This is a genomic window from Priestia sp. VA7, from assembly GCF_055710015.1.
In genome coordinates this window covers 432572-445751 of the sequence record NZ_JBVQPN010000002.1, presented here as the reverse complement: position 1 = coordinate 445751, position 13180 = coordinate 432572, and the positions used below count along the sequence as shown (strand labels likewise).

Annotated in this window: 13 protein-coding genes and 1 pseudogene; 2 read left to right on the top strand and 12 right to left on the bottom strand. The window is 37.8% G+C overall.

What is annotated here, in order from left to right; translation table 11 throughout:
* Position 1: 1 nt before the first annotated feature.
* The 4 genes and pseudogenes from AC0C45_RS08800 to AC0C45_RS08785 form a co-directional block, all read right to left on the bottom strand.
* Complete coding sequence (locus AC0C45_RS08800; RefSeq protein WP_047931765.1) at positions 2-1309, bottom strand: sensor histidine kinase; 1308 nt, start codon at positions 1307-1309, stop codon at positions 2-4.
* A gap of 558 nt (positions 1310-1867) precedes the next feature.
* A pseudogene (locus tag AC0C45_RS08795) lies at positions 1868-2083 on the bottom strand (hypothetical protein).
* An 84-nt stretch (positions 2084-2167) separates the two neighbouring features.
* Entirely contained in the window at positions 2168-3631 is a 1464-nt protein-coding gene (locus AC0C45_RS08790) for a sodium:solute symporter family protein (protein ID WP_047931766.1), read from the bottom strand.
* Positions 3628-3828, bottom strand: a complete 201-nt coding sequence (locus tag AC0C45_RS08785; protein WP_013055761.1) for a DUF3311 domain-containing protein — start codon at positions 3826-3828, stop codon at positions 3628-3630. The genes AC0C45_RS08790 and AC0C45_RS08785 overlap by 4 nt, the downstream gene beginning before the upstream one ends.
* 201 nt (positions 3829-4029) lie before the next feature.
* Here AC0C45_RS08785 and AC0C45_RS08780 point away from each other — a divergent pair, with 201 nt between their 5' ends.
* The gene (locus tag AC0C45_RS08780) at positions 4030-4992 is read left to right on the top strand and encodes a bile acid:sodium symporter family protein (protein ID WP_013082056.1); all 963 of its coding nucleotides are present in this window, start codon (positions 4030-4032) and stop codon (positions 4990-4992) included.
* 147 nt (positions 4993-5139) lie between these two features.
* Here AC0C45_RS08780 and gdh read toward each other — a convergent pair whose 3' ends face one another.
* Positions 5140-5925 (bottom strand): glucose 1-dehydrogenase, encoded by a 786-nt coding sequence (gene gdh, locus AC0C45_RS08775; RefSeq protein WP_013055759.1) that lies wholly within the window; start codon positions 5923-5925, stop codon positions 5140-5142.
* A gap of 62 nt (positions 5926-5987) precedes the next feature.
* Entirely contained in the window at positions 5988-6839 is an 852-nt protein-coding gene (locus AC0C45_RS08770; RefSeq protein WP_014461263.1) for a GRP family sugar transporter, read from the bottom strand.
* A 289-nt stretch (positions 6840-7128) separates the two neighbouring features.
* Here AC0C45_RS08770 and AC0C45_RS08765 point away from each other — a divergent pair, with 289 nt between their 5' ends.
* The gene (locus AC0C45_RS08765; protein ID WP_257062981.1) at positions 7129-7443 is read left to right on the top strand and encodes a winged helix-turn-helix transcriptional regulator; all 315 of its coding nucleotides are present in this window, start codon (positions 7129-7131) and stop codon (positions 7441-7443) included.
* 23 nt (positions 7444-7466) lie between these two features.
* Here AC0C45_RS08765 and AC0C45_RS08760 read toward each other — a convergent pair whose 3' ends face one another.
* From AC0C45_RS08760 to AC0C45_RS08735, 6 genes are all read right to left on the bottom strand, one after another.
* Positions 7467-9440 (bottom strand): sensor domain-containing diguanylate cyclase, encoded by a 1974-nt coding sequence (locus AC0C45_RS08760; RefSeq protein WP_237893586.1) that lies wholly within the window; start codon positions 9438-9440, stop codon positions 7467-7469.
* Between the two features lie 224 nt (positions 9441-9664).
* Positions 9665-10438, bottom strand: coding sequence for an EAL domain-containing protein (locus AC0C45_RS08755; RefSeq protein WP_237893585.1), 774 nt, complete (start codon positions 10436-10438; stop codon positions 9665-9667).
* 240 nt (positions 10439-10678) lie between these two features.
* Positions 10679-10852, bottom strand: a complete 174-nt coding sequence (locus tag AC0C45_RS08750; RefSeq protein WP_216873948.1) for a hypothetical protein — start codon at positions 10850-10852, stop codon at positions 10679-10681.
* 138 nt (positions 10853-10990) lie between these two features.
* Positions 10991-11992 (bottom strand): hypothetical protein, encoded by a 1002-nt coding sequence (locus tag AC0C45_RS08745; RefSeq protein WP_047931770.1) that lies wholly within the window; start codon positions 11990-11992, stop codon positions 10991-10993.
* A 21-nt stretch (positions 11993-12013) separates the two neighbouring features.
* A complete protein-coding gene (locus AC0C45_RS08740) occupies positions 12014-12394 on the bottom strand; it encodes a hypothetical protein (RefSeq protein ID WP_237893584.1) in 381 nt (126 codons plus the stop codon).
* 32 nt (positions 12395-12426) lie between these two features.
* Positions 12427-13104, bottom strand: coding sequence for a hypothetical protein (locus AC0C45_RS08735; protein ID WP_472928162.1), 678 nt, complete (start codon positions 13102-13104; stop codon positions 12427-12429).
* Positions 13105-13180 lie beyond the last annotated feature (76 nt).

Genomic DNA, 13180 nt, shown 5'->3' with positions numbered 1-13180 from the left:
ATTAGTCCTTATCCCCCATTAACGTAGAAATAGGTAAATCTATAGCAAATTGAACACCGGGGCTTGGAGACAGATTAACAAATTGAATATTCCCTCCCAGCTGCTCGGTCATTTGCTTAACGTAGACAAGCCCAAGACCCGTAGAAGGCGTTCCGTCCTTTGCATACTTGGATGTAAATCCCGCTTTAAAAATAAGACGTTCATGCCTTTTTTTCACTCCGGGACCGCTGTCTCTTACATACAATAAAATGCGGTCTTCTTCTCGACATACGTCGATAATAATCGCGCCTTCTTTTTCAATCGCTTCGACCGCATTCGTTACTAGGTTATTAATTAATGATAAAAACAAGTACACATGATAGCGAGGATGCTCTCCTAAAATCGAATATGAAAAATGAATATCTTTTGCTAACATCGCCGCATATTTTTCGTTGCTGCGCATCACGATTTGAAGCAGACTTTCGATTTCCATATACTCAGAAAATTCTTCTTTTGTAATGACCTTGGACAGCCCTGCTGATATCCGCTGGTTGTCTTTTTTAATATCATGTACTTCTCCTGCAATTTGTAATGCTTTTTGGCTAAAATCGTGCAGTGAAGTAAGCTGGTGGATATCCGCTTCGTGTAATTCTTCATACAAATCATACGACTTTTTCGTAATTCTCTCAGCGTCCTGCAGCGTTTTTTTCAAATGAATGGATTCCTCATATAAATTTGAAAGCACAACAAGCAGCTGATCATTTTTTTGAGAGATTTGTCGTTCTCTCAGCTGCCCCTCGTAAAGTTTGATCATGCTAAATAGGCATAAAACAAAGAAACTCCGAAAGACGCCTACAATAAAAATCTGCATGAACTCCGGAAACACAATATGATGATGAACCATTACATACATAAAAAACAATTCCATCCCGCCTGAAACCGTTTCGATGATGATGCTCCATATGCCAATAATCCACGGCTTTGAATGAAAATCGTTAATTTTAAACCAAGAAAAAGCAATGGCATAAACTAGATAATAAATCCCCGCTGAACACCTAATCTGCAAAGAATGCAGAAAATCAAATGATTCGTAGCTATACCAGTCAAGCCACATCCGAAAGCCCACTATAGCACTCGCAACTAAAATACCTGGTATAACAGGAGATACCTTTCTTAAAAGCAGCAGTGAAAAGAAAAAAATGGGCACAGCAAAGCTAACTCTATACGTATCATGAAAAGGATAATATTTAAGCTCTCCTGCTAGCGGCACAACGACTATCATCACCAGAATAAGGAAAACATCTTTTTTTACTACCGTATCAACTTTCATCGTTCACTTCCTGCACTTTTTGAACATAAGTATATAGTTTAGCAATCTAAAAGACAATCGCTCTTCCCCATATTTTTTACATTCCTACTTCCATTTATAAATATAGCCCATATATAAACAGTTATTTATTCTCTTTCATTATTCTCTGTAGTTTTTTAGATTTTCTTGTTTTATTTTGTAATTTTTGTTGTATAGTAGAAGTACCTTTTAAAATGTGAGGCTGTATCACAACTATTCAATTATTATTACATCACCTGATAGCTACACTAAAAAGGAAAACTATTATTTATAGGGGGAGCTTATTTTACAATGTGGATCATTACCGTTTACTCGAAAAACCAAAGTCCGACTATGTTTGAATTTGAATCAGAGGTAGAGGCGAAAAAGACATTTCAGGAGATTAAAGGGTGTAAGATCCTATCGGAAGTTATTTACTATAACGACCGAGTTCCCGCTTTAGCGTAAATCAGTTGATGTAGGAAATTTTACAAATTATCGGTTAAAAGCCACGTAAAGGGCCAAAGGATGATTCTATTCCTTTGGCTCTTTGCTGTTTGATTAGAAAAAATGAGACTGAAACATAATGAGATGAATCCAATCGAAAGACGAACAAACGGGAGACATGAGCTGAACTGCTTGTGACACCGCAGTTGATTTCCGTGCAAGACTTCGCTTTCCGCGGGCGGCCGCTGAGCCTCCTCGTCGCTTGAGCTCCTATGGGGTCTCACCTGTTCCGCTTTTCCCGCAGGAGTCTTCGTCTTGCCCTCCAATCAACTGCTAGAAGGGTCTAACGTTGACCTAACAAAAAAACGAACCCCTAATCAAACGTGTTGATTAATGGTTCGTTTTCCACTTCGTCTAACATACTTTTGTCCCAGCTTCGTTTTGCTTTGTGAGCATACTGACTGCCCACATTACGATAAAGTTGACAAGCAGAGCAATAAATCCGACATTGATATCCTTCATTTGCTGAGGCAGTGACGGAAATAACGTCCCAATAGTAGATCCGCTGATTGTAATATAGGCTACTACAATAATTCCAGCAACAATCCCCCACGCTGCTCCTTGTTTCGTTACAAAGTTATTTTTCTTCAAGCTGAAAAGCAGAGATGGAAACAGCTGTGTCATTAGGCTATAGCCCATTAAAATAATTGTTGACAGCGTCGTTCCTCCGTTTAGCGTAAAGTAAACAGAAATGAGAGCCACAACGGGTACAAAGCTTTTCGCTAAACGAGCAATACGCGCTTCGCTTGCTTGAGGAGCAAACGGTTTGTATATGTTTTTAGCCAGCAGCGTTGATGCACTCATTAACAGCATCGATCCCGGCACAAGCGCTGTCAGCAAACCCGCTCCTCCTATAATTCCAATAAACCAAGGATCAAAGGTTTGGATTGAGATCCGTAATAGGGCGAGATCCACGTCTCCTCCGCTTAAACCAGGAACTTTTAAAATAGCTGCAAATCCAACAAAAAATACAAAGAGCAGCATCAGCGTATAAAGAGGACTAATGATTGCATTTTTACGAAATACCTTTGCATTTTTCGCTGTATAGCTTGAACTAAACACCTGCGGCCACATATAAAACCCAAGTACTAGTAAAATAACGGTCGAAATAAACCACGAGACGCTTAATCCTTGCTCAGGAAACTTTAAAAATCCCGGCTTCGCTGTATTCACCGCTTCAAACATTGGCCCGTATCCTCCGTAATAATGAAAAGGTAAATAAATGCCTAAAAATCCAATTACAGCAAGCATCATAATGTCTTTAATAACGGCCGTCCATGCAGAACCGTGGATACCGGATATCATAACATACAGCGTTAAACTGATAGCTCCCATCCAAATGGCTGCCGGCATTGAAATGGCACCGTAGGATGCTTGTGATACAATAATCCCCAATCCTTTTAACTGCACAACGATAACAGGAATGACAGCAATCACTCCTACAGCAGCTACAAGCACACCAAGGTAAGGGCTTTTATATTTGCTTACAAAAAAATCAGGCTGCGAGACGAGCTTATGATCTCTTGCATACTTCCAAATAACAGGAAGAAGCCAGTATGATAAGACATATGATAAGCTAATATAAATTAACACATAAAGTGCAGGAGCTCCTTTTCCATAAGCCCATCCGCTTCCGCCTAGAAACGAAAATGTTGTATAGATTTCTCCGGCCATCAGCACAAACACTAAAACAGCCCCGAAACCGCGTCCGCCTACCGTCCACTGCTCCAAGTTCATATCCTTGCCTTTGGTTGATCGTATGCCAAGAAAAATAGCTGCCACTAAAAATAGTAAAATAATAATAAGTGCACTATTCATTCTTCTTCCCCTTCCCGATTTCTGGGATCAAGCTTGTACATAACCCCTAAAATAATGGACGTAAGCACCACCCATATCACCATCCAAAACATATTGAACGGCATACCGAGAACAAACGGAGTGACTCGGTTAACAAAAGGGAGAAAACCTAATATGCCTACGAACGGAAGGACAGACAAAATATAGATAAATTTCATGACTAAACTCCTCCGACTTTCTAAAACTAACTTCTTTATATTATCACATATTCCGTGTATTCAATGAAGGAATGCTTGCATTTAAGCTGAAATAATCTCCAAAAGATAAAATATTCTGTACTATTTTACAAAAATACTGTTTTAATTTTTCTGAATAAATAGTATAATTTCTTCTTATAGTTCGCAGGAGGTATCGTACAGATGAAAACAATAGAGAAAATCAGTACATTTGCAGGAAAAACATTTACGCTTTGGGTTATTTTAATTTCCGTTATTGCCTACTCATTCCCAGAGCATTTTGTATGGATTGGAAAGTACATCGTTCCGCTCTTAGGAATTGTCATGTTTGGAATGGGATTAACGCTGTCAGCGTCTGATTTCAGCGAAGTATTTCGAAGACCGAAAGAAGTAGCACTAGGCGTGGTGGGACATTTTATCATTATGCCGCTTCTCGCATTTGGTTTGGCGATTGGCTTAGATTTACCAAAAGAAATAGCAGTGGGCGTTATTTTAGTAGGCTGCTGTCCAAGCGGCACATCATCAAACGTAATGGTCTTTTTGGCTCGAGGAAACGTTGCGCTCGCAGTTGCTATCGCTTCTGTTTCAACCATTTTAGCACCGATTGTTACACCGCTTCTTATTTTATTATTTGCAAGCAAGTGGGTCGATATTGATATCATGTCTCTTATTATTTCCATTATACAAGTTGTCATCATTCCCCTTGCTCTTGGATTTACAATCAAAAAGTTTTTTGGAAAAGCTGCAGAAGCAAGTTCCAAAGCTCTTCCCCTTGTTTCAGTAGTCGCGATTGTCTTGATTGTATCTGCCGTTGTGGCAGGAAGCCAAGCACAGCTTGCTAAAACAGGCGGTATCATTTTTGCCGTAGTTGTTCTTCACAACATTCTTGGTTTCACAATCGGCTTCTTCTTTGCCCGCTTATGCGGAATGGATCTAGCCAAACAAAAAGCAGTGGCAATGGAAGTTGGCATGCAAAACTCAGGGCTCGGCGTCACCATTGCTTCCACTCACTTTTCGCCGCTAGCCGCTGTCCCAAGCGCCATCTTCAGCGTCTGGCACAACATCTCAGGCTCAGTTCTTGCCTTTATCTTTAGCAAACTAAAAGACAAAAACCAGCCTTCGTCTGATAAAAAAATGGCTGGGTAATACAATAAACCTATAAGGGAAGTACAAAAAGCTTTTACCTAGGCGAAGGCCACCAACCCCGCAAGGGGGGTGACCTTCGCTTAGGTATAGAAAAAAGAGACATGGCGCTTTTGCCATGTCTCTTTTTTCCACATCGATTAAAAACTATTAGCCTCTTCCTGCTTGGAAAGAAGGGTATTTCGTCATACCACCATCAGCAAATAATGTAATACCTGTTACATAGCTTGCTTGTGATGATGCTAAGAATGCTGCAACTGCTGCTACTTCTTCTGGTTTACCGATGTAACCCATTGGAATCATGCTTTCTACGTCTGCACGTTGTACAGGATCTGCAAATTTCTCTGCGTTAATTGGTGTGTTCATCGCACCTGGTCCAATGTTATTTACGCGGATACCTTTTGGCGCATATTCAAGAGCTAATGTTTCCGTCATTAGTTTCATACCGCCTTTACTTGCTGCGTAGTGAACAAATAATGGCCAAGGAATCATTTCGTGAACGCTGGACATGTTAATAACGTTTCCTTTAATGTCGTTTTCAACGAAATATTTAATTGCTTCACGGCTTCCTAAGAATGCACCTGTTAAGTTTGTATCAATAACTTTGTTCCAGTTGTCTAAAGATAGCTCATGAGAAGGAACTGGGTTTTCAACACCAGCGTTATTAATCATTACGTCTAATGTACCGAATTCTTTAATAGCTGTTTGAACAAGGTTTACAACGTCTTCTTCTTTTGTTACGTCGCCTTGAACGATGATTGCTTGTCCGCCTGCTTCTTCTACTTCTTTTTTCGCATCTAAAGCTTCTTCTTCATTGTTGTAATAGTTAATAACAACTTTTGCTTCTTCTTGACCGAAACGAACAGCCATTGCGCGTCCTAAACCTGTTGATCCACCTGTAATTACAACTACTTTATCTTTTAAATCTGTATACATAATAAAATCCTCCTAGTGTTTTCATTTATTCATACATACTATCATTAACTTTTACGTAAACGTTAACTTTTAGCCATTCCGAGGAATACGCCACCTAAAATGATGAGCACAATACCAATCGTAATTGAAATAAGCTGACGCTTTGTTTTCTTTTCTCCAAGTAAGAAGATACCGCCAAGCGTTGAAATAACGATTCCCATTTGTGATAATGAGAAGCTTGTTGCAACCCCTACTTTAGGTTGAGAAATAAATAAGAACATATTACCAGCTGCCCAAATGAGGCCTGGAATAATGTTGCGAATTGCGTATTTATTAAACGGTTTGTGTTTATAAGTAAGTATAAGTCCACCAATTAACATACCAATTGCTTGTGGGAATAGTGCCGACCAGCCGTCTACATTAAATAAACGAGCGACAACTACATACACTAAGTATCCAATTGTTGAAATAATAAGGGTAATGATCCCTTTTTTGAATTGCCCAGATTGCTCTGGGTTTTTTTCGCTTTCTAGTGATGTTAGCACGATACCAATAACAATGAAAATAAGAGCTAACACGCCTAAAATAACGGTTGTTGTTGTTGACCACTCGTGAAACACGATAACACCGAACAGCGATGTCGTCACAAGCTGCATACCAGTTGAAATTGGCATGGTTTTTGAAACACCAATATAATCAATCGTTTTCAACTGATTACTTTGCCCAACTGCCCAAAATAATCCCGAAACGATTCCGACAATAAAAATAAGCGGCGTCAACACTGGATGAACTACGAAATAAATAACGGCTGAAAAGATCAGCGCACCAATTGTAGTCCCAAGCGTTTGACTGTAAGGACCTCCGCCCAATTTAACGTTGAACAGGACAATACTTCCCCAGAAAATCGCAGGAAGAATAGCCAAAAGGATATCCATTTGATACTAACCTTCTTTCTCAAACTCTTGATGTAATTGTAAATTTAAAGTACCTTTTATTTAACTAGGTAACTTTATGTAACCAATCTTAGACCTTTTTTCTTGATACGTCAATAATAATATGTCGATTTTGTGACTTTTTTTAAAAACTTTACAATACAGCGTTTCCAAGCTACTGAAAGTTTTGAAAATAAAAAAAGATAGCCTTTTCATTATCCAAATGCTAGTATATAATAACATTACAAGAGTTACTTTTAATATCCTATATACGATAAAGTAGGTGGCATGAATGAATGAATTTGATGAGTTATGTCCAAAAGTGTGGAAAACGTTTGATATAATAGGAAAAAGATGGAACGGGTTAATTATTTATGTCCTGATGATCGGTCCTAAACGCTTTAGTGAAATTCACAGCAGCATTCCCTCTTTAAGTAAACGAATGTTAACCGAACGAATGAAAGAGTTAGAAGAAGAAGGCATTGTAATCCGGCACGTTATTCCTGAACGTCCGGTTCGTATTGAATATATCTTAACTAAAAAAGGATCAGAGCTTGGTACGATCTTAGGCCCCGTCAGCAAGTGGGCAAAAACATGGATAAAATAAAAAAGCCTCTTTGGAGGCTTTTTTTACGTTTGGTAGAGGATATAATTATTTTTCCCTTCTCTTTTTCCTTTATATAACGCATCATCTGCATTTTTTAATAATGAAGCAGCCGATTCCCCGTCTTCTGGATAAATAGAGACACCGATGGTAGTTGTTGTGCGCAAACAATAGCCCCGTACATTCCAGCTTTGCTGAAGAGATACGTGAATTCGCCTAGCAATTTGTTCAATTTCTCGTCCATTTGTTACGTTTAAAATAATGATAAACTCATCTCCGCCCAAACGATAAATGCGATCGCCTTTCCTCACACAGCTTTTTAACCTCTTCGTGTATGCTTTTAGAAATTCGTCGCCTATATGATGGCCATATTCATCGTTAATCTGCTTAAAATTATCACAGTCGAGAAACAAAAGCGCAAAAAACTCATCGCTTTTTTGCTGCCCTTTTTCAATTACTTTGTTTAACTCTTTTAATAACATCGCCCGGTTGGGAAGACCTGTTAAACTATCGTGAGTGGCTTCAAAATGAAGTTTATTTTCTAGCGCTTTTTGTTCTGTAATATCATTATGAATCGAGACATAATAAGTAATATTTCCCTCTATATCTTTTAATGGCACAATTGTGTTCGATACCCAGTATAACTGATTATGCTTCGTCCACATTTCAAGCTCGCCTCGCCATACTTTTCCGCTTTTTATTGTCTCACGCAGCTCAGAAAGGTCATGACGAAGCCCTGCATCTCGATAATACTTCCCCAATAAATCTTCTTTTTGATAATCTGAATAACGTATATACATATCGTTTATATAAGTGATAGTTCCATTTGCATCTAGAATCATAACGCTAGCTGATTCATCAAGCGCATATTTTATATTTTCAAGTTCTTTCATTGTATAAGCCAGCTGTTCTTCTGCTTCTTTTTGAGGCGTAATATCGTGTAAAATTACGTAAGCACCAACCGTTTGATTATTTACTTTGACAGGAATGGTTGTAATGTACACGTGCTGTGCGGAATGTTGACTTCTACGAAGTGTTAGCTCTGTGCTGTAGCTGATTGCTTCATATACATTCCAAGACTTGTAATTACAGACTCCCAGCCTTTTAGCAATATCTCGGTAATTTTGGTGCAGCACATCGCTTGCAGAAAGATGAAGCGTTTCTAAGAATGCGCTGTTAATATTTAAAATCGTACCGTCCATATCCAGCATACAAACTGCGTGGTGGTGATTTGTAAACAGCGACTTGTACCACTGTTTACTTTCAATAAGCTCCAGTTCTAACTTTTTAATCGGTGTAATATCTCGGTAAATCACCGAATAGGCGACCAGTTGATTTTGATCATCATAAATCGGTGAACAGCTGACAGATACACACACGCTTTCGCCGCTTTTGGTGTACCTGACTGTTTCATAAGGAAGCAGCGTCTTACCATTTTTTAATTCTTCGATTAATTTAAGGTTTTCTTTTCCCTCTTCTTTTGATACGATGTCCATCTCTTGACGGCTTTTTCCTATAACTTCTTCTTTTCTCCACTGAAATAGCTTTTCAAATGCTCCATTGACTGTTAAGACCTTCTCATTACAATCAGCAATTAGAATGGCATCTACCGTGTTTTCTAGAAACGCATTGAGTAAACGCGTGCTCTCTTCCTGCGTTTTTTTATAATGAATTTCTTGAGCCATGACAAGGACATGTGAAGGGGCCGTCGCTTGATTAAAAAGAGGGGTAAATGTTACTTCATATGCATGCCGGTCGGGCTGAAAAAGCTGTATGTATTGATATTGAATTGATTCTTTCGTGGCAATAGCTTTTTCACAAAGTGTGTAAAAAAGCAGATTTTCTTCTTTATTGATTATCTTGTCTTCCATTTTTTCAAAGAATTGCTGAGCTGCTTTGTTACATTCTTTATAATATAGCTGATGTTTTTCTTGCTGAATTAAAATAACAGGCTGCGGCATATTCATAAAATAAAATTGGAATACCCCTTCACTATACATACTACATATCCTCCATCTGCCTTTGAACTTTCATTGAACCTTTTATTTCTATATGTAATTCACTCATTATTCCAAACAAACACGTCTTCTGTATCTCTTAAAATATTTTAACAATCGCATAAAATCACATAATTTTATAAAAATTTAAGATATCTATGCTGCACATAAGTCTAATTACCCGTTCCTATATTACGATAAATTATCTATTTAGTGAAGCGTATGGGTTAAGAGTTCAGCAGCCGTTCTCGTCTGAATAGACCGCGGTACTTATTATAAGTTAAGTAGGAAGAGATCGACTGCGGCAGGCCCAGCAAATAGCCTTGAGCAGCATGTAGATTTAACGAAATCGCTGCGGCTAAATCTTTATCTCGTTCAACGCCTTCTAAAATGAGATTCGTATGCGGATAATAGTTAACAAGCAAATCAATCAGATCTTTCTTTTGCTTGCAGTCAGCTAGCCCTTCCGCATAGCTTCGATCTAATTTCATATAGTGAGGCTCGTACATGCTCACTTGTCTCATCGCTGCGGCTCCTGCTCCAAAATCATCAATCGCAATTTTGAAACCGGCCTCTTTCAAACTCATTACTCGGGTAAAAAGAGCAGGCGATTCCCATAAAATCTTTTCATGAAGCGTTTCATTTAACTCCCATACAATGCGATGCTTCGCGTTTTTATAGGTGTTCAACAGATACGTTAAAAACAGCTGAAAATGCGGGTGGAGAAGAGTAGATGGAAACACATTGATAAATACATCCTCTGATTTTAATACCTCAAACGGAAAGTTCTTTATAGCCCCTTCAATTGCCATCGTATCAAGCTTGTACAAATAATTATGGCATCTTGCCAGTGAAAACAACTCTTCAATTTGCCCTTTTGCGAAAGCTGTGCGCAGCAAAGCCTCAAAACCCAGCGTCTCCCACGAATTCAACGCATAAATAGGCTGATATACAAACTGAAAGTCTTCATACGTCAGTTCCTTTAAAACATGAGCATCCATTCTTTCGTTTAATCACCTTTCGTTTTCAATATACTATTTCTTCCATAACCTAAACTTATAAAAATATATCCTAAAAACAGCTAATTGTCCATTAAAAGTAAGATATTCCATTAGGCGATTTAGGTATTTTGAGACTTGCTGGAGGCTTATGATAGCAACAAAGAAGTGTTTTAGAGACTTTTATGCTTTTGATAGACAGGCTGTAAAAGATGTTTCAAAAAAGAGTGAACTCAATCTCATCTAAAGCGAACAAATTGGATAAAGGAGCTGGACTGCTTGTGACACCGCGGTTGATTTCCGTGCATGGCTTCGCTTTCCGCGGGCGGGCGCTGAGCCTCCTCGTCGCTTGCGCTCCTGCGGGGTCTCACCTGTTCCGCTTTTCCCGCAGGAGTCTTCGCCTTGCCCTCCAATCAACCGCTAGAAGCATCTAATATGTGAAACTTACGTTTACCATAACAACGAAAAAATTCGAACAATTAATTAATCGTTCGAATTTCTCTTCGACTAAAATACTTTTGTCCCAGCCTCTTTAAAAAAAGCCGGATTCACGTGTTAATCTTTATACACTCGAGGCCTGAAGCAAGCCATGAATGAAACAATAAGAGCCCCGATCTCAAAAATAAATATGTAAACAGTTATTTGATTTGTGTTAGGTTCCCATTGTTGCTTAGAAACTAATAGCATCATATACGTTAATGCAAGAAATAAGTTTGCTTGTATAAAGCTTTTCAAGCCGCGATATACTGAGAATTTTTTTAATAACGACGTTCGTTTTACTTTATTAGGAGAATACGAGGATACTTCCTTGTTGAGCAGTTCAACTTTTGCATTTTCAATTAAACCTAAAAAATCATCTAATTTAGCACTTACAAAATGAACTTCTTTACTTTCTTTTTGAACATCTGGAAGCCAGCAATAACGGTTCCCAGGAATAAAAGAAAGGACAGTTTGGACGTGCTGATCGTTTTGGAACATAACATGAATAATCTCCTGACCATTACCCTTGAAGTCTTGTAAAAACTGTTTCATTTGTACCTCTACTGAATCATCCTCAATCATTTTATTCAAAGCTTTTGATGACATATGATGAAGAGAATCATATGTACTATCAGATAAACTAACTTTAGTTTTGAAAACACAATTCTCTCCCTGATTTAACTTATAAAAATTTGTAACCTCTTCTCCAAAACCTAGAAGAGAATGAGTAAACGAAAAAATATGTTTTTTCTGGAATTGTTGCTCCATGATTATATGATTATTATTTATCCAATAGAAATTCAGACTCTTACCTTTGTGCACAAACTTAATTTTCTTAGGTGCCTCTACTATATTTTGAATGAGGTTGACCATTGTTTCATTTATTCCTACATCAGTTTCGTCATCCCATAAGTTAGATTTTTGCATAATAAAATCAGGCCCATATAATATCTGGTCAAGTTCCAATTTTTTGATATTTTGTTGTTTTCCTACACTTTGCGCTTCTTTTTCATAGCCGCATAAGGTTAAGGCTGCGATTAGTTGATTCGTGCTTAAAGTAATAGGGCTCTGTGTCATTTTTTAAACTACCTTCCTTTATCAAATGTTATAAATCATCCCCGTTGTAAAACCTAGTATCCAAAACCAAATGACAAAAATTAAGGCTAATAAACGATTCACAATAAATGGAGCTCTGTTAATCCTTTTTTGCACGTAATAGTTAGGTGTAAATACAGCCATAACTAAATATTTGGCGCAATAACCTCTTATCGTTGGCTTGTAATCATAGACAAATTGCTCATATTGATAAATAGACGCTCGTTGGAAAATTAACGATAATAGCCCATATAAAGCATTACAAAAAAACATGGCAAATAAATAGGCTGACAAGAAAGGGAAACCTCTTCCGTTTCCCCAAAAAAACATTGTACCTATAGCTAATATACTAACAGCTAAAGCAAATCCTATAACTTTCTTCATTTAATGCGCTACCCCTCTTCGCTAATTACCTACTATTTTCCCTCGTTAAAATGAATATTTTTTAGCATTTTTAAAAACCAATCCTGCTTTTTTTCTTCATCACTGCATTTATATTTATCGCTACTATCGAAGGAAATCTGTAATATTTTATTAGAACGCTTATCTGCTACATGTGCCAAGTATGTATTAGGAATATGTTTCTTCTTATCTACTATTACATGCTTTTCTGTTCCTTTGAAATAAATATAAGCTGATTGGTAGTAAATCCTCGTCTGAGAGTTTTCAATCTTATTAGGAACACTTAATCCAAATCTTCTCTTAAATAAAGCCTCAACGTGAATACTCTCATCTGCAGGATTACTGGTTAAAAACTCAGTTTTTATATAATTCGCTTGTTTTTTACCTTCAACTTCTTCATTGTAAACAGCCCACCAGCTCTCGTAGGAATCATTATTTACACCATAATCCTCTCTATTTTCATGTGAAACTTGATACTCTTCTGGAAACCACATCGTATACTGACCTGTCTTTGACTTAAACTCATAAAACCCGTCGTCCACTTTTTTATCTTTGTTCAAGAACTTACGCGTGAAGTGATCATCAAAAGCTGGAACGTTGGGATAACAACTTTCGTTTATGCCCCATATTCCGCCTATTAAAATAGCTGCCCCTACAATGATTGCGGGAAGGGTCTTCGTACGTTTTTTTATTGTCATACACTCCCTTTATTATTCTTTTGAAATAAACGGGACTTAATGTAAATTGTTCAACATATAAAAATCCCTC